We start from the raw sequence: 20,367 nt of genomic DNA, 5'->3' as shown, positions 1-20,367 counted from the left end.
CGCGTCATCAGCCTGAAGGTAATTGGCTTAATCGCCAGCGGGCATATGCCCCGCGCCTTCGGGCTGCAATCGATTTAAAAACAGCCCTTTACACCACAGTTATCACACTACACTTCAACTCGAGCGGCGCTTGCCGCTTCCGGCGGGCCTGACCACTCACCAGCTGCCAAGCTCCAGCGCCCGTCGGCCCTTTTCAGCAGAGGGCATCATGGGCATCGCTGCGAACGAGTTGAGTCAATACGTGATCCGGCCAACCCTGATCTACCTGGACCGCCACTGCGCCAGCGCCGAAGCTTTGTTGCTGGGTGTTGCCGCCAGCCAGTCGGGCCTGGGTTCCGCCCTGCATGACCGGCGCGGCCATGGCTTGTACCGAATCGGCGAACATCGCCACCGCTGCCTGTGGGACGACTTCCTCGCCCGCGATCCCGAGCTGGCCAGCCTGGTCCGCGGCCTGGCCAGCCAGCACGCCTTCCTCGGCGGCCCCCACCTGGAACTCACCGTCAATCTGCGCTACGCCACGGCCATCGCCTGGATGCTCATCGAAGAGCAGGCCACGCCCTTGCCGGCGGCCGACGACCTGCTGGGCCTGGCACGCATCTGGCGCCAGACGTTCCACCCCCAGGGGCGCCTGCGTGACTTCACCCAGGCCTGGCATCACTGCGTCGCTCCCGAACAGGTGATGGCCTCCTGACAAGCCTTCGCATTTGCAACATGAAAAAAAGGAATTTTGGTCGGATTGTCCTACAAAACCGCTCTATCTCCTGCGTTTGAGCCTATAGCGTGGAGCGGTATTTGTTGGTAGCTTTTCGCCCCGGAGATCCCAAGGAGTTTCTAATAATGAAAAAAGTAATGCTCAAAACCTCTCTCGGCATTGCCGTTGCCCTCGCTTCCAGCCAATTGCTCGCCAGTGGTTTCGCCCTGAACGAACAAAGTGTCAGCGGCATGGGGACAGGTTTTGCGGGTCGTTCTTCTGCTGCCGAAGATGCAAGTACCGTGTACGGCAACCCGGCGGGCATGTCCCGCCTGAAGCGCGACCAGATGACCGTCGGCGGTGCCGCGGTCATCGCCAAGTCCGATATTTCCGGGCCTGGCAGCAACAAAGGGGGGGAAACTGACGGTGACATGGTGCCTGTGGTCGGCGTGCCGATGGGCTACTACGTCAAGTCGATCGATGACCACTGGAGCGTCGGTTTCGGCGTCTACGTGCCATTCGGCCTGGTCACCGACTACGGTAGCGACGATGCTGCGCGCTACTGGGGCAAGAAGAGCCATGTCGAGGTCGTGACCTTCCAGCCGACCGTGAGCTATGCGTTCAACGACAAGGTTTCGATCGGTTTCGGTCCGACCATCAACCGCATCAAGGGCGAGCTCGGCTCGAACCTGGCCAGCGTGTCGCCGCTGCGCCCGGCCGATGGCGAGGTCAAGATCAAGGGTGACGATACCGCCGTTGGCTACAACATCGGTATCCTGGTGCAGGCCACCGACCGTACCCGCGTCGGCCTGACCTACCACTCGATGGTCGACTACAAGCTCGAAGGCAAGACCAAGGTCAGCTACCCGCTGCTCGGCCTGGACGGCAACAAGTTCGATGCGTCCCTGAAGATCAAGACGCCCGAGTCGGTGGACTTCTCGGTCACCCACGAGCTGGACGACCAGTGGACCCTGTACGCAGGCAGCACCTGGACCCGCTGGAGCCGACTGGAAGCGATCACCGTCAACAACGACGTTCCGGCAGGCCCTGCCGGGCAGTTCGCGACCATCTCCGAGGAGCAGAACTGGCACGACACCTGGGCTCACGCCATTGGCGCCTCCTACAAGGTGAACAAGGAGTGGACCCTGCGTACCGGTTTCTCGGTCGACCAGTCGCCGACCAACAACACCAACCGCTCCCCGCGCATCCCCACTGGCGATCGCAAGATCTTCAGCATCGGTGCCGGCTGGAGCCCGACCGACGACATGACCATCGACGTGGCCTACTCCTACCTGTGGGAAGAGGACACCAAGGTCAACAACCAGCCGCACAGCGTTAGCGAAGCAGGTCTCAAAGGCAGCTACCAGGCCAAGTACGAAAACAGCGCCCACGGCGTTGGCGCTTCGCTGACCTACCGCTTCTAAGTGACATCCGCTGCATGAAGAAACCGCCCTCGTGGCGGTTTTTTCATGCCTGCACGCACCAGCTCTCTCCCAGGCACTGTTGCAGGTAGTCCATGAACACACGCACCTTGGTGGTCATGGCATAACGGTCGGCCACGCACAGGTAGACGTCCATCGGCTCCGTCTGGGCGTACGCCTGACCGCCCTCGCTCAAGGCGAACAGCTGCACCAGGGCGCCGGTTTCCAGGTGCGGGCGCACGATGAACTCGGCCAGCCGGGTGATGCCGCCGTCATGCAACGCCATCTGGGTCAGGGCCTCGATATCGTCGCTGATCAGCGTCCTGCCGAAGCGCGCCTCGAAACGCGCCCCGTCACGCATGAAGCCCCAGGGCAGGAAACGCCCGTCGACCGGATAGCGGAACACCAGGCAATTGTGGTCGTGCAGCGCTTCGGGCGTGACCGGCCAGCCGGCGCCGGCCAGGTAACCAGGGGATGCGCAACAGATGAACGGTATACGGGCGATATGCCGGGCCAGCAGCTGATCTTCCAGCTGTGGCGTGATGCGCAGGCTCACATCCACGTCTTCACGGGCATGATTGACCTTGCGATCAGTCATCAACAACTCTATCGAAAGCAACGGATAACGCTTGCTGAAGGCCGGTATCAGCGGTGCCAGCACATGCCGGCCGAACGCCGACGTGGACGCAATGCACAGGCGCCCCTGAGGCTCGCTGTCGGGCGTGCTGACGGCCTGCTCGGCGAACTCCAGGTCACGCTCGATATGTCGCACCCGCTGGTAGTACAGGTTGCCTGCGCCGGTCAGCGCCATGCTGCGTGTGGTACGGGCCACCAGGCGCACCTGCAGGTGCGCCTCCAGCCTGGCCAGGTTCTGGCTCACCGCCGCCGGGGTCAACCCCAGTGCCCGGGCGCCACCGGCAATGCTGCCGGCTTCGACCACCTTGATGAAACTGCGGATGGCATTGAGCAGGTCCATGTGGCGCTCTCGAGATTCGTAAGAATTTCTTTATAAAGAACTCAATGCCCAGGGTCTACAGCGCCGCGCATGGCCATTGTTAACCTGCCCGCTCACCCCTTAGAGCAGGAGACACGATGAACGAAACAACCTCCACCCGCAGTCGCCGCAAGCTGCATCCCAGGGCGACGCCCTATGTGTTCGCCCTCTACATGTCGGCGATCATGGCATTGCTGATGTGCTTCGTGATCACGGCGGCGAACGCCGGGGTCGATGCCCACTACCTGGGCAACGTGCTCAAGGCCTACCAGTTGGCGATGCCGGTGGCCTTCGTCTGCGTGCTGATGGTGCGTCCGCTGGTGATCCGCCTGGTGGCGCTCACCGTCCACGCGCATTGAACCCACCGGGCCCCGTGCGGCCCGCGTCAGGGTTGCGAGGCGATGGCCTTCTCGATCGCCGCCTTGAAGGCTGGATCATCCGGTTTGGTCAGGCTGGAGAAGTTGCCGATCACCTTGCCCTTGCGATCCACCACGTACTTGTAGAAATTCCACTTCGGCGCGCTGCTCTGCCGGGCCAGCTCGACGAACAGCGGGATGGCGTCCCGGCCGCGCACCGGCTGGGCCTTGGTCATGCTGAAGGTCACGCCGTAATTGGCGTAGCAGACGTTGGCGGTCTTCTCGCTGTCGGCGTCTTCCTGCTTGAAGTCGTTGGACGGCACGCCGAGCATCTCCAGGCCTTGCTCCTGGTAGTCCTTGTACGTCGCCTCCAGCCCTTCGAACTGCGGGGCGAAGCCGCAATAGCTGGCAGTGTTGATCACCACCAGCGGCTTGCCGGCGAAGCGCTGGCACAGGTCGATCTGCTCCTTGCCACGCAGCTCCGGCAGGCTGCCCTGGAGCAAGGCCGGGCAGTCCGCCGCCCAGCTCGAGGTGGCGGCGGCGAAGGCCAGGACGGGTATCGTCAGCCAGCGTGCATGCATCGTGTCGGTCTCCTGCAAGACATTCCCTGAATGTGCAGGGTAGCGCTTAACACACGCTCATGCCCAACTGCATCAATGCCAGCCCGCCCTTGTGCCAGCCCCACCACGCCAGCGCCAGCACCAGCAATGCCGCGATGAGCAGCAGGCCGCGCCCCAGCAGGCGGTTCATGCGGCCTGGGCCTGCAGGCGCGCGACCGGACGCTCGCGCACCGGCCAGTTGAGGGCCGCGGCCAGCAGGCTGAGCAGGATCGAGATCTGCCACACCAGCTCGTAGCTGCCGGTCTGGTCATAGACCACGCCGCCCAGCCAGCCGCCGAGGAACGCACCCAACTGGTGGAACAGGAACACGATGCCGCCGAGCATGGACAGGTTGCGCACGCCGAACAGCGTGGCCACGGTGCCGTTGGTCAGCGGTACCGTGGACAGCCACAGCAGGCCCATGGCGATACCGAACAGGTAGGCGCTGAACTGGGTCACCGGGGCCCAGAGGAACAGCACGATGACCACGGCTCGCAGCAGGTACAGGCCAGTCAGCAGGCGCGGCTTGGACATGCGCCCGCCCAGCCAGCCCGCGGTATAGGTGCCGATGATATTGAACAGGCCAACCAACGCCAGCACGGTGGTGCCGGTGGTCGCCGGCAGGTGCTGGTCGACCAGGTAGGCCGGCAGGTGCACGCCAATGAACACCACCTGGAAGCCACAGACGAAAAAGCCCAGCGCCAGCAACCAGAAGCCTGAATGCGAACAGGCCTCGCGCAGTGCCTGGCCGAGGGTCTGCTCGGCGCCGTGGCTGGGCAGCGGGCGGTCACGCAGCATGCCCACGAAAGGCACGATCAACGCCACCAGCAGGCCCAGCACCAGCAAGGCCGCCGACCAGCCCAGCCACTGGATCAGCCCCAGCGTGCCGGGAAGCATGGCGAACTGGCCAAAGGAGCCGGCCGCGCTGGCGATGCCCATGGCCATGCTGCGCTTCTGCGCTGGCACGGCGCGCCCGACCACACCGAGGATCACCGAGAACGAGGTGCCCGAAAGGCCGATGCCGATCAGCAGTCCAGCGCTCAGCGACAGCGACCAGGCCGAATCGGCCAGGCCCATCATCACCAGGCCGACGGTGTAGAGAATACCGCCGATGACCACCACCTTGGCCGCGCCGAGGCGGTCGGCCAATGCCCCGGAGAACGGCTGGGCCAGGCCCCAGATCAGGTTCTGCAGGGCGATGGCGAAGGCGAACACCTCGCGGCCCCAGCCGAACTCGGCGCTCATCGGCGCTAGGAACAGGCCGAATCCATGCCGCACCCCCAGCGACAGCGCCAGGATCAGCGCCGCCCCCAGTAGTACCCAACCGCTGCTGCGCCAAAGGGAAGTCATTGTCGTTGTCTCCAGCCCATCGCAAGGTTAATACGGGTATATACCCGCTTTTAGTCGTAATGAATCAGGCCAACTGCTCCAGCAGGCGCACCAGCTCGTCGCGCTGGCTTTCACCCAGTCGTTGCACCAATTGCCCCTGGGCCAGTTGCCAGGCCGGGTGGGCGGCGTCCAGCAGCGCCCTGCCCGCATCGCTCAGCAGCACCACACGGTTGCGCTGATCGTCGCCGTCCGCCAGCACCACCAGGCCATCGGCCTCGAGCACCCTGAGGTTGCGGCCCAGGGTGCTGCGCTCCAGCCCCATCGCTTCAGCGAGGCTGGTGATACTGGGCTTGTCGAGCCTCTGCACATGGCGCAGCAGGGAAAACTGGGCGACGTTGATGCCGAAGCCGGCAAGGGCTTCGTCATAATCCCGGCTCACCCCTCGGGCGGCACGACGCAGGTGGGTACAGATGCATTCACTGGTCAGCATGAATGCGTGTATATACCCGCACCTTCGATGTTGCAAGAAATTTCAATGACTCGGCCCAGGTCGCAGACGCCGACGAATCGGCTCGAACGCTGCCGTGGCCTGGCGCACCAGCGGATCGGGCGTGCCCTTGTCGATGGCCTGCCAGTAGCGCCACGGCACTTTCGCCGTGCCCAGTTCGTAATCCATGCCGTCCCAGCTGTCTTCACGGAAGCTGTAGAACGCCCAATGCAACTGGTGGCGGTCCAGTACCGTCAGCACGTCCTCCAGGTACTGGCGGCAGCCCGCCAGTCGCCGCATGCAACCGAACTCGCCGACCACCAGTCGCGAACGCGGCAGGCGCTGCGCATCGGCCCAGTCCACCGGCTGTTGCAGGTAGCGCGCGACCCGCTCGCCATCCCATGGCTGCAGCTGCCCGGCGAACGGCACGGGGCCCGGGTAGGGAATCGGCTGCGGGCGGGCGAGGTTCGGTGCGCTGGTGGCCGCGTAAGGCTCGTACATGTGCACGCTGTACAGCACGCGCTGGTCCGCCAGAGCCCGGGGCCAGTAGCCGAAGGCGTCGGCGGCGGCATACCAGCCGGCATCGACCATGACCGGCGTCTTGTCGTCGACTTCGCGTATCGCCGCGAGCAACTGCCGATAGAGCGCCGGCAGATCACGCGAGCCGCCCTGCTCCCGGGCATACCACTGCTTCATCAGGACAAGGTCGGCATGCTCGGCCAGGCCGCCGTGCTTCTCGGGCGCGGGTTCGTTGACCAGGTTGTAGGCGGCCACGCCGGGATGGTCCTTGAGCGCGTGGGCGAGGTCACGCCAGAAGTGGGCGGCCTGGGTCCAGAAGCGCTTGTCCTGCCACAGGCGATCGTCGAAACGGTCCTGGTTGTTCTGCGCCCAGCGCATGCCGGGGAGCGACAACGGCGTGATGACCACCTTGAGGCCGGCGGCATGGGCGCGGTCGAGCACGTCGACCAGTTGCTTCAGGTCGGCGTTGACCAGCCCCTGGTAGGCATCGGCATTGCCCAGCAGGAAGTCGCGCTCGGCGGGATGCCACTTGTCATAGGACAGACGTACCCAGCTGGCGCCGTAGCCTCTCAGGGCATCGAAATAGGCCTGGTCCGGGGGCAGGCGGTTGAAGCTGTTGCCGCCGTGGCGCGGGGTGTTCCAGAAGTCGATCAAGTCAGCGGCGCTGGCCGGGATGGTGGCGAGAGCCAGCAGGCTGGCGAGTATCCAGTGGTGCATGGCGGGCATTCCTGGCGGTTTGGGGAGCGACCGAAGATAGACGCAATGTTTGGGAATGACTTCCGAGATCTTCGCAGGACACCTCCTAACCCCCTGTGGGAGTATGCCGAGCCTCTCCGTGTGACGGCCTGGGCAGCACCGTCAGTGCACAGCCAGGGTCACCACCACCGTCAACTCCAGAAGCTCCAGCAACGCTCCGGCCGTATCGCCGGTGGTTCCGCCCAGCCGGCGGCAAATCAGGTGACGCAACCCGACGAACACGAGCGACGCCGCCAGCAGCGCCCCCGACACTGCCCAGCCCCCCAGCGCCAGGCTGGCCAGCACACAGCTCGACAACACCCACCCCGCACTGCGCCGAGGCAGGTGCTCGGCCAGGGCGGCGCCGAGCCCCCCCGAGCGCACGTAGGGCGTGCTCAGGAACAATCCGAGCATCGCCGTGCGCCCCACCACCGGCGCCAGCACCAGCAGGCCACCTGCGCCCCGCTCGACCAGCACCCACAGCGCACAGAACTTCAGCAGCAGCACCAGCACCAGTGTCACCACGGCGATCGGCCCGCTGCGCGGATCCTTCATGATCCGCAGGGTACGCTCGCGGTCGCCGAAGCCACCCAGCCAGGCATCGGCGCTGTCGGCCAGGCCGTCCAGGTGCAGCGCGCCGCTGAGCAGTACCCACAACGCCAGCAGCAAGGCGGCATGCAAGGGCGCAGGCGTGCCTTGCAGCAGGTGACTGGCGAGCCACAGCAACAGACCGAACAGCAGCCCCACGAGGGGATAGAACAGCAGCGAACGCCCCATCTCCCGCGACGCCGGCATGCCCGGCAGGCGCACCGGCAGGCTGCTGAGGAACTGCAGGGCGATCCAGAACGGCAGCATCTCACCGCACCTCGCGCATCAGGCCGCCGTCATCCAGCACCAGGCGCACCAGCGCTGCGTGCCCGACCTCGACCTGCAACAGCTGCTCGCGTGGCAACCCACGCGCCCTGGCCAGCAGCAGGCGCATCACGCCACCGTGAGTGACCAGCAGTACCCGCTTGCCCGCGTGCTCGCGCCGCAGCCCTTGCACCGCGGCCAGCACCCGCTCGGCAAAATCGAGCACCGGCTCGCCCGCGGGCGGGGTGAAGGCATAGGGATCGTTCCAGAACAGGCCCAGGCCATCGGCGTCGGTCTGCATGATCTGCGCGGCGCTGCGCCCTTCCCAATCGCCGAAATGCAGTTCGCGCACACCCGCCTCACGCTGGACCGGCAGGTCCAGGCGGGCGCCCAGCTCTTCGGCGAACGACAGGCAACGCTGCAACGGCGAGCTGACCAGCACGTCCCAGGGACCGGCACCGCTCACGGCCTGGCGCATCTGCGCCCAGCCGGTGACGGTCAAGGCATCGTCGAGGCTGCCGCGCAAGCCGCCGCCCAGTTCCGTCTCGCCATGGCGCAGCAGGTCGAGGATCATGCCGGGCGATCCGCCACCGCCGCCTCGGCGAAGGTCGCCATCTGTCCGTGCAGGGCACAGGCCAGGCGCATCAGCGGCACCGCCAGCGCCGCGCCGCTGCCCTCGCCCAGGCGCAGGCCCAAGGCCAGCAGCGGCTCGGCCTCCAGGGCCGCCAGCAAGGCCCTGTGCCCCGGCTCGGCGCCCTGGTGGGCGAACAGCAGCCAGGGACGGCTTTGCGGGTTGAGGCGCACCGCCACCAGGGCGGCGACACTGCAGATGAAACCATCGACCAGCACCGCCACGCCGTGCTGGGCACAGGCCAGGTAGGCACCGACCAGCGCGGCGATCTCGAAACCACCGACACAGGCCAGTGCCTGCAGCGGCTGGTCGGCACGCAGGCCGTGCAGCACCAGGGCTCGCTCGATCACCTCGGCCTTGTGGCGCACGCCAGCGCTGTCCAGGCCGGTGCCCGGGCCGCTCAGTTCACTCGCCGGGCACCCCAGCAAGGCACTGGCCAGCGCCGCCGCCGCCGTGGTGTTGCCGATACCCATTTCGCCACCGATGAACAGCTGGGCGCCGTTGTCACAGGCGCGCAGAGCACTGTCGCGCCCCGCCTGCAGCGCCGCGGCCAGTTGCGCATCGCTCATCGCCGGCTGCCGGGCGAAGTTGGCGGTGCCGGTGCCCAGGCGCAGGTGATGCACGCCGGGCAGATGCAGATCCGGGTCGATGGTGCCGAGGTCGACCACCTCCAGATGGGCGTCCAGCTGGCGCGCCAGCACGCTGATCGCGGCGCCACCGCCGACGAAGTTGCGCAGCATCTGCCCGGTCACTGCCTGCGGGTAGGCGGAGATGCCCTCCGCCACCACGCCATGGTCGCCGGCGAAGATCGTGATCGCGACCTGCTCCAGGCCGGGACGCTCGCGCCCTTGCAGGCCGGCCAGGCGTATCGCCAGGCCTTCGAGCTGGCCGAGGGAGCCAGCCGGTTTGGTCAGTTGCTGCTGACGGGCGCGGGCCTGGTCCATGGCGGCGGTGTCGAGGGGTTGGCAGGCGTCACGCCACCACATCGGGGTCATAGGGCAGGTCCTTTGAGCATGAGAGGAAGGCCGGCGACGGTCAGCACCACGCGCTGGCAGCGCTCGGCCACCGCCTGGTGCAAGGTACCGGCGAGGTCGACGTAGCGACGCGTCAGTTCGCCCATGGGCACCACGCCCAGGCCGGTTTCGTTGCTGACCAGGATGATCGTGCCCGGTAGTTGCGCCAGGTCATCGAGCAGTGCGTCGCGCTCCTGCGCCAGACGCCGGTCATCCTCGAGCATCAGCAGGTTGGTCAGCCACAACGTCAGGCAGTCCACCAGCAGGCAGCGCCCTTCGGCGGCTTCGGCACGCAGCGCGGCGGCCAGCGCCACGGGCTCTTCAACCAGCCCCCAGTGGGCCGGGCGACGCTCGCGGTGCAGGCGCACGCGTTCGTTCATCTCGCCATCCAGCGGTTGGCTGGTGGCGATGTAAGTCACCGGCAGGCCACTGGCATCGGCCAGTTGCTCGGCCAGACGGCTCTTGCCCGAACGGGCACCGCCGAGGATCAGGTTGCGCATCTTGAGGCGACTCCACACAGTTGGCGCAGGCGCGCGGTGTCCAGGTGCTGCTCGACCAGGTCGGCCAGGCGCTCGATGTCACGCTCGCGCAGGGCTTCGTAGTCGATGGTCTGCGCATCGGCCAAGCCGGCCCAGCGCAGCAGCGCGGCGCACGACTGGCTGCCCTCGAACAAACCATGCAGGTAGGTGGCGAGGATCTGTCCGTCGGCGCTGATGGCGCCGTCGGCTCGGCCATCGGCCAGTAGCACGGCCGGACGCTCCAGCGCCGGGCCGCTGGTGACGCCGGCATGGATCTCGTACCCCGCCACTGGGGCCTGCTCGAGGGCGAGCGCGCCCGACACATTGCGCAGCTGCTTTTCGGCCTCCAGCACGGTGCCGTAGTCCAACAGACCGAGACCGGCGCTTGAGCCGGCCGGGCCCTCGAGCCCCAACGGGTCATGCACGTGCCTGCCCAGCATCTGCAGGCCACCACAGATGCCGATGAGCTTGCCGCCGTAACGCAGATGCCGAGCGATGGCCGTGTCCCAGCCACGCTCGCGCAGTTGCGCCAGGTCGCCGCGCACGCTCTTGGAGCCGGGCAGGATGATCAGGTCAGCGGGCGGAATCGGCTGGCCCGGGCCGATGAACTGCAGATCCACCTGCGGATGCAGGCGCAACGGGTCGAAGTCGGTGTGGTTGCTGATGCGCGGCAGCACCGGGACGATCACCTTGAACAGCCGCTCGCCCTTCACCCCCTGGCGGGTATCGATACCATCCTCGGCCTCCAGGTGCAGGTCGGTGACATAGGGCAACACCCCCAGCACCGGCTTGCCGGTGCGCTGCTCCAGCCAGTCCAGGCCCGGTTGCAGCAAGGCGATGTCGCCACGGAAACGGTTGATGACGAAGCCCTTGATGCGCGCCTGCTCGCTCGGCGACAGCAGCTCCAGGGTGCCGACCAGGTGGGCGAACACGCCGCCACGGTTGATATCGGCCACCAGGATCACCGGGCAGTCCACCGCTTCGGCAAAGCCCATGTTGGCGATGTCGCCGGCGCGCAGGTTGATCTCCGCCGGGGAGCCGGCGCCTTCGACCATCACCACCGGGTAGGCCTGGCGCAGGCGCTCATGGGAGGCGAGCACCGCCTGCATGGCGATGGCCTTGTAGTCGTGGTAGGCGACAGCGTTCATGCTGGTCACCGCCCGGCCATGGACGATCACCTGGGCGCCGGTGTCGCTGTTGGGCTTGAGCAGCACCGGGTTCATGTCGGTGTGCGGCGCCAGCCGGCAGGCCTGGGCCTGCACCGCCTGGGCGCGACCGATCTCGCCGCCGTCGGCGGTCACGGCGCTGTTGAGCGCCATGTTCTGCGGCTTGAACGGCACCACGGCGACGCCCTGGCGCAGCAGCCAACGGCACAGGGCGGTGACCAGCGTGCTCTTGCCGGCATCGGAGGTGGTGCCTTGCACCATGAGGGTGGTCATGCCGATTCCTTCTGGTAGTCCGCCAGGGCCTGGGCCAGGCGTCGTTCGTCCGCCTCGCTGGCCGGCAAGCCGAGGCGCAGCGCGCGTGGTTGCTCGAACAGACGCACGAGGATGCCTCGGCGGGCGAGAAAGTCATGCAGGTGCGCGGCCCGCTCGCTGCGCACGTACTGGAACAGGTCGCAGCCGCCAGTGGGCGTCAGGCCGGCGTCGGCCAGCAAGGTGGCCAGGCGCTGGCTGGCCTGGGCACAGCGGGCGATCTGCGCCTGGTGCGCCGCGCCATCGCCGAAGCACGCCTGGCCCAGCACCCGGGTCGGGCCACCGACGGTCCAGGGCCCGAGCGCCTCGGCCAGCGCCTGCAGCACATCGGCCTGGGCGACGACGAAACCCAGCCGGACACCGGCCAGGCCAAAGAACTTGCCGAACGAGCGCAACACGATCAGCCCGGGCTGCGCGGCCTGCTCGACCACGCTGTGTCCGGGGGTGTTGTCCATGAAGGCTTCATCCACCAACAGCCAGCCTCCCCGTTCGGCCAGGCGCGCCTGCCAGGCCAGCAGACGCTCGCGGGGCACGCAACGGCCGGTGGGGTTGTTGGGATTGACCAGCACCAGGACATCGAGGCTGTCGAGCTCGTCGTCGACCTGGGACTCGTCCAGCTCGACCAGCGCGTGCCCTGCTCGCGCCCAGGCGTAAGGATGCTCGGCGTAGCACGGCGACAGGACCCCGACCCGACCGGCCGGGCGCAAGTACGGCAGCGCCTGGATCGCGGCCTGGGAACCGGCCACCGCCAGCAGTTGCCGGGCGCCATAGTACTGGCGCGCCGCCGCCTCCAGGCCGTCCTCGGTCTCCGGCAGGCGGGCCCAGGCCTCCACGGGAATCGGCGGTATCGGGTAGGCCCAGGGCGCGATGCCACTGGACAGGTCGAGCCACTGCTCCCGGGGGATACCGTACTGTTTCACCGCCCGCAGCAGGCGACCACCGTGTTCAAGCATTCAGATAGGCTCCCACGCAGATCAGCAGCAGCCACAACCACACGCCCCGTTGCACCAGGCCCCAGCCACGCTCGATGGCGTCGGCGTCGGCCATCGGCCCGTCGCCCAGCCGCGGGCGCTCGTGCAGCTCGCCGTGATACACCGCCGGGCCACCCAGCTCCACACCCAGCGCACCGGCCCCCGCCGCCATCACCGGGCCGGCATTGGGGCTGTCCCACAGCGGTGCCTGGCGGCGCCAGCAGGCCAGGGCCAGGCGGGTCCTGCCCAACAGCGCATAGGTCAGCGCCACCAGCCTGGCGGGGAGGTAGTTGAGCACATCGTCGATACGCGCCGCGCACCAGCCGAAGCGCTCGAAGCGTTCGTTGCGATAGCCCCACATGGCATCCAGGGTATTGCTCAGCCGATACAGCACCACGCCCGGCGCCCCGGCCACGACGAACCAGAACAGCGCGGCGAACACCGCGTCGCTGCCGTTTTCCAGCACCGACTCGGTGGCCGCTCGGGCCACGGCCGGCTCGTCCAGTTCGCGGGTCTCGCGGCTGACCAGGTAACCAACGCGCCGCCGCGCCTCGTCCAGGTCGCCCTGGCGCAACGCCTGGGCCACCGGCAGCACATGTTCGCCCAGGCTGCGCAGGCCCAGGGCGCAGTACAGCGCCAGCACGTCCACCAGCCAACCGATATAGGGCAGCCAGGACAGGATCAGCGCCAGCAGGGTCAGCGGCACCACCGCCAGGAACCAGGCCGTGACGCCATGGCTGCGCCAGCCCCGGCCACCGGCGTTGAAGCGCTGTTCCAGGCGCGAGGCAAGGTTGCCGAACCCTACCAGCGGATGGCGTCGGCGTGGCTCGCCCAGCAGCGCATCCAGGGCCACGCCCGCCACGGTCAGCAAGGCCACGCTCATGGGCGCTCTCCCCAATGGTTCTCGTACAGCATGTCACTCAACGGCCGTTGCTCAGCCCAGTCTTGCAACACGAGCATCGGCGCCGGATAGAACTCGGTGACCGGCCCCAGGCACAGCACCGCCATGGGCTTGGCGCCTTCGGGCATGCCCAGCAGCTCGGCCAGGGCCTGCGGGTCGAACAGCGACACCCAGCCCATGCCCAGCCCCTCGGCGCGCGCCGCCAGCCACAGGTTCTGGATCGCACAGGCCAGCGAGGCCAGGTCCATCTCGGGCAGGGTGCGGCGGCCGAAGACATGCGCCTCGCGCTTGTCCATCAATGCGGCCACCAGCACTTCGGCGCAGTCGTTGATGCCCTCGACCTTGAGCTTCATGAATTCATCGGAGCGCTCGCCAAGGGCGTCGGCGGTACGCACCCGCTCGTCCTCCACCAGCGCCTGGATACGTCCGCGCAGGTCACGCTGACTGATGCGGATGAAGCGCCACGGCTGCATCAGGCCCACGCTGGGCGCCTGATGGGCAGCGGCCAGCAGGCGCCCCAACAGTTCCGGAGCCACCTCGCCACCGGCGAAATGGCGCATGTCGCGGCGCTCGCCGATGGCCCGGTAGATGGCCTGGCGTTCAGCCTCGCTGTAGGCATGTCGGTTCATGGTCGCAGCAGCGCCGCCGCCGCGTCGGGGTTGGAAGGGAAATAGAAGTGCACGTAGGAGGCGGTCAGGCGCCCCAGGCGATAGACTGCCTCGTTGCCCCGTCCACCGTTGGGGCTCAGGCCCCGGGCGATCGGTGCCAGATCGGTGCTGGTCAGCGAATGGTGGTAGGTGTGGCCACGCAGGGTGCCTTCGGGCAACTCGACCGCTTGCAAGGCCAGGGCTGCCAGGCGCTTCTGCATGGTCGCCTCGCCCGGCAGCAGCCCCAGCAGCGGTGCACGCATGCCGGCCACGTCGGTCAGGGCGTCGAGCAGATAGAGCATGCCACCACATTCGGCCAGCAGCGGCTTGCCCTGGACGTGATGGCCACGGATCGCCTCGAGCATCGGCGCATTGGCCGACAGCGCCTGGTGATGCAGCTCCGGATAGCCACCGGGCAGGTAGAGGCTGTCCACCACGGGCAGTGCCCGATCATGCAGCGGCGAGAAGAATTCGAGTTGCGCACCGAGCTCGCGCAGCAGGTCCAGATTGGCCCCGTAGGTGAAGGCGAAGGCCTCGTCACGGGCCACGCCGATGCGCACGCCGGTCAGCGACGCGGTACAGGTTTGCGGCGTGGGTTCGGCGAAGCGCACCGGTGGCGGCAAGGCGGCATCGCAACTGGCGCCCAGCGCCTCGGCGGCGGCGTCCAGGCGCGCGTCCAGATCGTTCAGTTCGCTGGCCTGCACCAGGCCGAGGTGCCGACTGGGCAACTCGATGCCGCGCTCGCGGGACAACCCGCCATACCAGCGCAGGCCTTCGGTCAGGCTGCCTTCGAGCAGTTGCGCATGGCGCAGGCTGCCGACCCGGTTGGCCAGCACCCCGGCGAACGGCAGGTCGGCCTGGTAGCGCGCCAGGCCCAGAGCCAGGGCGCCGAAGGTCTGGGCCATGGCCGTGCCGTCGATCACCGCCAGCACTGGCACACCGAAGTGGCGCGCCAGGTCGGCGCTGGACGGCGTGCCGTCGAACAGGCCCATCACCCCCTCGATCAGGATCAAGTCGGCCTCGCCTGCCGCTTCCCACAGCAGGCGGCAGCTCTCGTCGGCACCGATCATCCACAGGTCCAGCTGATAGACCGGCGCACCGCTGGCACGCTCGAGGATCATCGGATCGAGAAAGTCAGGGCCGCACTTGAACACCCGCACCTTGCGACCAAGGTTGCGGTGCAGGCGCGCCAGGGCCGCGGTGACCGTGGTCTTGCCCTGGCCGGAGGCAGGCGCCGCGATCAACACGGCGGGACAGTGGCGCGGCTCACTCACAGTTCGACGCCCTTCTGCGCACGGATACCGGCCTGGAAGGCGTGCTTGAGCATGCCCATCTCGGTGACGGTGTCGGCCAGTTCGATCATTTCAGGTTTCGCCGCGCGACCGGTGACGATCACATGCTGCATGGGCGGTCGGGCCTGGATGTCCGAGAGCACCTGGTCGAGGTCGAGGTAGCCGTGCTTGAGGGCGATGTTCAGTTCATCGAGCACGACGAACTGGACCGACGGGTCCTGCAGCAACTGGCGCGATACCGCCCAGGCGGCCTCGGCCGCGGCGATGTCGCGCTGGCGGTCCTGGGTCTCCCAGGTGAAGCCCTCGCCCATCACGTGGTAGCGCACCTGCTCGGGGAAACGACGGAAAAACAGTTCTTCACCGGTGCTGTTGCGGCCCTTGATGAACTGCACCACGCCGCACTGCATGCCATGGCCCAGGGCCCGGGCGAGCATGCCGAAGGCCGAACTGCTCTTGCCCTTGCCATTGCCGGTCAGCACCAGCAGCAGGCCGCATTCGTTGGGGGAATTGGCGATGCGCTCGTCGATGATCGCCTTCTTGCGCTGCATGCGCGCCAGGTGACGTTCGTCGCGTTCGGGGGATTCGCTCATCAGGGGTCTCCGCAGACTGCCGCGCGGACGGCGGCAGGTGAAAGGCAGGCAGACGAGGAGCGCGCAGGGGCATGGCACACAGGCCATATCGCACCGCGCATCACCCTCCGTGATGCCGTTGGCAGTGACAGGCCGGTCTCCGGGCTCGTGAGCGGGCCATGGCCCGTAGCCGCGCGCCTTCCCGGGCCAATCACCCAGTGGCCCTGCGCGGCCTTTGACTCACCTACCGTTGCGGGGGCAGCGCCGGGATCGCACCTTGTCGGCGCCCACCGGCTTCCCAGTTTCACCCTGCCGAAACCCAAGGCTCGCAAGGCACCTGAAACACGCCGCGAAGGTTAGAGGGTTGCACCAGGAGCGTCAATCGAACGCGACGGATCCGGCCCGGACCAATGGCCGGTCCGTCCGCTTGTGTCATAGGCTCAGCAGTGATATCACATAGCCATCACCGGCTGACCTCGATCACAATGACAAGGAGCGCGCAGCATGCAAGGCCTGATCATCAACAACACGAACCTGGAGTTCCTGCGCCCCGCCCTGGAACGCTGGGTCGACTGCATCGACCGCTTCAATCAGCTCCAGGGCGACAACGAGGCCCCCTACTGGCACGGCAGCGCCGCCAATGTCGGGCTGCTCGCGGCCGCCGCCTGGCAGGGCGAACTGGTGGCACTGCAGCAATACACGAGCAAGAAGCAACGCGACGAGGGCGAGCGCGAGGGGCGCTGCGACCTTTCGATCAGCAGCGCCGAGTCGACCCTGCACCTGCACGCCAGCCAGCGCTGGCCACGCCTGGGGCGCCTCGACCTGGCGGCAGCCCTGCAGGAGACCAGCACGCTGGCCAGGCACATCACCTATGCCAGCCAGCTGCGTGCCGGCGCCCTGTTCGTCACGCCGTGGAAGGCTGGCCAGCACGCCAGCCCGGAAGAACTGCAGGATCTGGTCGATGACCTGCAAAAGCACACCGCGTGCGCGATCGCCTGGTACTTCCCCTACGCCTATCGCAAGCTGCACAACGAGCTGGGGCAGTACTTCCCAGGCGTGGCCTTACTGCTCAAGCAAGCTTGAAGCCGGCTCGGCGGCGCTCGGGAAGAAGCGCTGTGCCAAGGTTGGCGTCTTGATCCGCGCGACGAAGCTCGCCCGGTCGAATGCCTGGCCGGTACGCAGATCGTAGACCGGCCCCGACACAGGGCCGACCACCTGGCTGAGCGTGACGTGGATGAAGCGAAAGTGCTCGCCGTAGACCTGCTCCAGTTTGTCGACGCGAAAATACCGGCCCGGCAGGAACACCGTCTCGCCCTCGTCCCAGTACAGGGAGAACGGGCTGATCGGCGTCCCATCCTGATAGCTGCCGGCTGGCAGCTCATAGATGATTGAACTGTCATCGAAGACGCCCACCAGGCCCTGCGGGGCCTGCGTCCGGTGGGTAGAGGCAAACTCACCCACCTTGTACGGATTCTCGGTGAAGGACGCGATATCGGTATTGACCAGCACGTCCCCGACCTTCAACTGCCCCCCTCGATAGCGCTCGCCCCCGGTACCGCGCGAACTGTGCCCACCTCGATACAGGCTGACCTTGTTACTCCGGGGCAACTGCTCGAGGCTGTCGGCAAGGTCCTTGATGTAGTCGTCCTCGTCGCCATAGCGGTAGGTACCGGAGCGAAACACATCGTTCACCCGTGACTCATCGCTGGTGTAGTACTCGATCAGCGAATTGAAGTAATCACGGCCATGGCGATAGGAGTAGTGGGTGGCCCCCGCCGTCAGCACGCAATCCAGACCATGGCCATCCAGCGCCGGCACGGCACCTGGCGCCAGCTCCGCGACCGGCCACTGCCTGAGGAGGGCCTTCTGCCGGTGCAGGGCGTTGGCGGAAAGCACTCGACTGGACACCTCGTCCAACGTCACATGGCTGGCCCAGAAGCGCGAAGTAACACTGGCCATCCCCTCCACCGCCGGCGGGCTTCCACCGGCCAGCCGCGGGGGCTGCAGCAGCCGCCACACCCCGTTCTCGTCCAGGCGCACCGGGTGCAGGGGGGCGAAAGCAAAGGGATCGTCGGGGGGCACGATCAGCCACACGGCCAGCTCATGGCTGTAACGCACCCGATAGCTCAGGCCGTCCAGGACGATCCAGCAGCCGCCGCTCTCGTCGAGCCGCATCCCCCGTAGCCGCCCGGCCAGCTCGGTCTCACCGGCAAGCACCTGGTTGGCCTCCAAGTCTTGCAACGCGGGCGCAACGGACTGCGCAGGCGTCCAGTCCGCCAACGAGGTGCTGCGTTCATTGAACGGCGCCTCGTAGGTCAGGGACACCAGGCTGGACTGAAACCCCAGATCGGCCATGTTCAGTGCCGCGAACAAGCTGTCGAAGATGGCGTCGCGCAGCGCGGCCCTGCGGGCATGATCGTCGACGGCGCTCGCGGCCGCGTCCACGTCGAGCGCCACCTTGGCGACACTGGCGCCGAGCAGGGTCAGGGTCATCGGCCAGCCCAACGGCGCAAAACCGCCAAATACCCTGAGGAACGCGGCCAGGTAACCGCTCCACATCGCCTTGCGCAGGTCGGCGTTGTCGAGCATGGTCGAGGCGTTCTGGCGCATTTCCTCATTGGCACGATCACCAAGGTAGGTGAACAGCACACCGCTGATCGGCTGTCTCAGGTAGGCCAGGACCACCACGGCCGCCTGCTCGGACCGGCTGTTGGCAATGCTCTGCAGGGTGGCCTTGACCTCGTGGGTACGTACGCTGTCGCGGGCGTCGACATGGGCGGCGCGGGTGAATGTGCCCAGCGTGTCGGCGTCCTGCAGCTGTTCGCGCAACCAGCGGGCCATGGTCAGCTCGGATTCGAACCCCTTCAACGCTTCGGCTGCCCATGGACGATAGAGCACCACCCGACCGTCCTGCGCCGCGAAACTGTAGAGGCAGCCACGGTCGACCCGGTCGATCGCATAGCGGCTCGCGACCAGCGGGTTCGCGGTGCTGTCGCGCTGCAGCATGTCCAGCGTCGGCACCCCGGTGACGCTCAGCTCATGGCTGACCATGGCGCGCAGTCGGGTCCAGTCGTCGACGGTAATGCGCCCGTCGCGCCTGGCTGCGTGCGCCTGGCCCAGCAGGTTGATCTTGGCCAGCACACGAAACTTGTCACCATAGGTGGACCAGAAGCTCGCGAGCTCGGCACGGTAGGCGACGGCAAAATCCAGCGCCCACAGATCCTGCTGCACCGCGCTACCCAGCATCGGCACCTCATTGCGCTCATCGAACGCGCTGGCATGGTGCCCCTGGCGGTAGAATCCGCCATACAGGTCCAGCTCATCGGGCGCCTGCTGGAAGCGCGCGTCGAAACGCTGTACCACCAGTTCGGCAAGATGCATCGACTTGCTGGGCGAACCGCTGTGCCACCACCCGGTGAAACTCCGATTGCTGGTGCTGGCCCTGTCGAACTGGTGCCACCAGACGAACCTGGGGTCCATCGCCCTGCCCGTGTGCCTGGACAGGATGCGTTGCGCATGCTGGCGCGCCAGCTCGTATGGGTCGGGGTAGGCGCCGATGATCTCATCCACCAGGCTGGCCAGCGGCCGCCCTGCGTCCAATGCGTCGAGACTGCGCTCCACGCGCTCCTTGATCGTGCTCATGCCCCACTCCCGGGATGTCGTTATCGGACGAGCATCCTGGCCACTGGCGGCTGGTGGGGAGCGGTAGATGTTTGTGCGAACGGCTCAACCGTCCGCAAGGGGAGACTCAGGGATTTTGCGCCAGGTGCCCAGGTGGCAGTACACGCTTGGCCTGCAGGTAGGCCTTGGCCCAGTAGCTGTTCGACAGGTAGTCCAGGCGCACGGTGCCGCCGCTGGAAGGCGCATGGACGAAACGCCCTTCACCGACGTAGATCCCGGCATGGCTGACCTGCGAGCCGCCGCTGGTGGCGAAGAACACCAGGTCGCCGGACTGCAGCGCGGTGATGTCCACGTTCGGCGCGCGCATCACGATCATCTCGCGGGTCGAGCGCGGCAGGCTGATACCGGCGGCGTCGCGGTACACATAGCCGATCAGCCCGCTGCAATCGAACCCGGAGTCGGGCGTGTTGCCACCCCAACGGTAGGGGGTGCCTACCAGGCCGATGGCGCGGAACAGCACGTCGTCCGCCGCCGGCGACGCCGGGCCTTGCTGATTGAAGGTGAAGGCAGGCTTGACCACCGGGGCTGGTGCCGGAGCACGACTGGAGCAGGCCGCCAGCAGGGCCACGAAGCAGAGGAATGCGAAGCGCGCCAACATCGCCATGATGTGAACGTCCTGTCATCAGCCCTCCGGCGACGGCCGAAGGTCAAAAGAGTTGAGAATTTAGATTAGACGCTTTCTGTAA

Annotated in this window: 22 protein-coding genes and 1 riboswitch; of the genes, 4 read left to right on the top strand and 18 right to left on the bottom strand. The window is 67.0% G+C overall.

Annotation, left to right across the window (positions count from 1 at the left end; genetic code table 11):
- Positions 1-208: 208 nt before the first annotated feature.
- Positions 209-691 (top strand): hypothetical protein, encoded by a 483-nt coding sequence (locus tag N7422_RS05175; RefSeq protein ID WP_279805498.1) that lies wholly within the window; start codon positions 209-211, stop codon positions 689-691.
- 146 nt (positions 692-837) lie between these two features.
- Entirely contained in the window at positions 838-2,115 is a 1,278-nt protein-coding gene (locus tag N7422_RS05170; RefSeq protein ID WP_279805497.1) for an outer membrane protein transport protein, read from the top strand.
- 43 nt (positions 2,116-2,158) lie between these two features.
- Here N7422_RS05170 and N7422_RS05165 read toward each other — a convergent pair whose 3' ends face one another.
- Positions 2,159-3,088: a LysR family transcriptional regulator gene (locus N7422_RS05165; RefSeq protein WP_279805496.1), complete on the bottom strand. Its 930-nt coding sequence runs from the start codon at positions 3,086-3,088 to the stop codon at positions 2,159-2,161.
- A gap of 116 nt (positions 3,089-3,204) precedes the next feature.
- Here N7422_RS05165 and N7422_RS05160 point away from each other — a divergent pair, with 116 nt between their 5' ends.
- Positions 3,205-3,465 (top strand): DUF2798 domain-containing protein, encoded by a 261-nt coding sequence (locus tag N7422_RS05160; protein ID WP_279805495.1) that lies wholly within the window; start codon positions 3,205-3,207, stop codon positions 3,463-3,465.
- 26 nt (positions 3,466-3,491) lie between these two features.
- On the opposite strand, the gene N7422_RS05155 is transcribed toward N7422_RS05160, so the two are convergent.
- From N7422_RS05155 to cobO, 15 genes are all read right to left on the bottom strand, one after another.
- Positions 3,492-4,043 (bottom strand): glutathione peroxidase, encoded by a 552-nt coding sequence (locus tag N7422_RS05155; RefSeq protein WP_279805494.1) that lies wholly within the window; start codon positions 4,041-4,043, stop codon positions 3,492-3,494.
- Between the two features lie 46 nt (positions 4,044-4,089).
- Positions 4,090-4,212 (bottom strand): hypothetical protein, encoded by a 123-nt coding sequence (locus tag N7422_RS05150; protein WP_279805493.1) that lies wholly within the window; start codon positions 4,210-4,212, stop codon positions 4,090-4,092.
- Entirely contained in the window at positions 4,209-5,411 is a 1,203-nt protein-coding gene (locus tag N7422_RS05145) for an MFS transporter (protein WP_279805492.1), read from the bottom strand. Before N7422_RS05145 ends, N7422_RS05150 begins: the two co-directional genes overlap by 4 nt.
- A 64-nt stretch (positions 5,412-5,475) precedes the next feature.
- Positions 5,476-5,880 carry a MarR family winged helix-turn-helix transcriptional regulator gene (locus N7422_RS05140; RefSeq protein WP_279805491.1) on the bottom strand — a complete coding sequence of 135 codons (405 nt, stop codon included), beginning with the start codon at positions 5,878-5,880 and terminating at the stop codon, positions 5,476-5,478.
- A 42-nt stretch (positions 5,881-5,922) separates the two neighbouring features.
- Entirely contained in the window at positions 5,923-7,113 is a 1,191-nt protein-coding gene (locus tag N7422_RS05135) for a cellulase family glycosylhydrolase (RefSeq protein ID WP_279805490.1), read from the bottom strand.
- Positions 7,114-7,254: 141 nt separating this feature from the next.
- On the bottom strand, positions 7,255-7,986 hold the full coding sequence (locus N7422_RS05130; protein ID WP_279805489.1) for an adenosylcobinamide-GDP ribazoletransferase: 732 nt from the start codon (positions 7,984-7,986) through the stop codon (positions 7,255-7,257).
- 1 nt (position 7,987) lies between these two features.
- Positions 7,988-8,557 carry an alpha-ribazole phosphatase family protein gene (gene cobC / locus N7422_RS05125; protein WP_279805488.1) on the bottom strand — a complete coding sequence of 190 codons (570 nt, stop codon included), beginning with the start codon at positions 8,555-8,557 and terminating at the stop codon, positions 7,988-7,990.
- Complete coding sequence (cobT, locus tag N7422_RS05120; RefSeq protein ID WP_279805487.1) at positions 8,554-9,609, bottom strand: nicotinate-nucleotide--dimethylbenzimidazole phosphoribosyltransferase; 1,056 nt, start codon at positions 9,607-9,609, stop codon at positions 8,554-8,556. The genes cobC and cobT overlap by 4 nt, the downstream gene beginning before the upstream one ends.
- Positions 9,606-10,127 carry a bifunctional adenosylcobinamide kinase/adenosylcobinamide-phosphate guanylyltransferase gene (gene cobU, locus N7422_RS05115; protein ID WP_279805486.1) on the bottom strand — a complete coding sequence of 174 codons (522 nt, stop codon included), beginning with the start codon at positions 10,125-10,127 and terminating at the stop codon, positions 9,606-9,608. The genes cobT and cobU overlap by 4 nt, the downstream gene beginning before the upstream one ends.
- Positions 10,115-11,584 (bottom strand): cobyric acid synthase, encoded by a 1,470-nt coding sequence (locus N7422_RS05110; protein WP_279805485.1) that lies wholly within the window; start codon positions 11,582-11,584, stop codon positions 10,115-10,117. The genes cobU and N7422_RS05110 overlap by 13 nt, the downstream gene beginning before the upstream one ends.
- On the bottom strand, positions 11,581-12,573 hold the full coding sequence (gene cobD, locus N7422_RS05105) for a threonine-phosphate decarboxylase CobD (protein WP_279805484.1): 993 nt from the start codon (positions 12,571-12,573) through the stop codon (positions 11,581-11,583). Before cobD ends, N7422_RS05110 begins: the two co-directional genes overlap by 4 nt.
- Positions 12,566-13,474 (bottom strand): adenosylcobinamide-phosphate synthase CbiB, encoded by a 909-nt coding sequence (cbiB, locus tag N7422_RS05100; RefSeq protein WP_279805483.1) that lies wholly within the window; start codon positions 13,472-13,474, stop codon positions 12,566-12,568. Before cbiB ends, cobD begins: the two co-directional genes overlap by 8 nt.
- Positions 13,471-14,121, bottom strand: coding sequence for a 5,6-dimethylbenzimidazole synthase (gene bluB, locus N7422_RS05095; RefSeq protein WP_279805482.1), 651 nt, complete (start codon positions 14,119-14,121; stop codon positions 13,471-13,473). Before bluB ends, cbiB begins: the two co-directional genes overlap by 4 nt.
- Positions 14,118-15,413, bottom strand: a complete 1,296-nt coding sequence (locus tag N7422_RS05090) for a cobyrinate a,c-diamide synthase (protein WP_279805481.1) — start codon at positions 15,411-15,413, stop codon at positions 14,118-14,120. Before N7422_RS05090 ends, bluB begins: the two co-directional genes overlap by 4 nt.
- Positions 15,410-16,021, bottom strand: coding sequence for a cob(I)yrinic acid a,c-diamide adenosyltransferase (cobO, locus tag N7422_RS05085; protein WP_279805480.1), 612 nt, complete (start codon positions 16,019-16,021; stop codon positions 15,410-15,412). Before cobO ends, N7422_RS05090 begins: the two co-directional genes overlap by 4 nt.
- A 112-nt stretch (positions 16,022-16,133) precedes the next feature.
- Positions 16,134-16,356: riboswitch (cobalamin riboswitch) on the bottom strand.
- Positions 16,357-16,504: 148 nt separating this feature from the next.
- Between cobO and N7422_RS05080 the strand changes: the two genes are divergently transcribed.
- A complete protein-coding gene (locus N7422_RS05080; RefSeq protein ID WP_279805479.1) occupies positions 16,505-17,083 on the top strand; it encodes a hypothetical protein in 579 nt (192 codons plus the stop codon).
- Here N7422_RS05080 and N7422_RS05075 read toward each other — a convergent pair.
- Together N7422_RS05075 and N7422_RS05070 are read right to left on the bottom strand one after the other, a co-directional pair.
- A complete protein-coding gene (locus tag N7422_RS05075; protein ID WP_279805478.1) occupies positions 17,063-19,642 on the bottom strand; it encodes a DUF6543 domain-containing protein in 2,580 nt (859 codons plus the stop codon). The two genes, N7422_RS05080 and N7422_RS05075, sit on opposite strands and share 21 nt — an antisense overlap.
- A 106-nt stretch (positions 19,643-19,748) precedes the next feature.
- Positions 19,749-20,285: a C40 family peptidase gene (locus N7422_RS05070; protein WP_279805477.1), complete on the bottom strand. Its 537-nt coding sequence runs from the start codon at positions 20,283-20,285 to the stop codon at positions 19,749-19,751.
- Positions 20,286-20,367 lie beyond the last annotated feature (82 nt).

It is taken from the genome of Pseudomonas sp. GD04091, from assembly GCF_029836165.1.
Lineage (GTDB): Bacteria > Pseudomonadota > Gammaproteobacteria > Pseudomonadales > Pseudomonadaceae > Aquipseudomonas.
The sequence above is the reverse complement of the archived record's forward strand: the minus strand, read 5'-3'. Positions and strand labels throughout refer to the sequence as shown.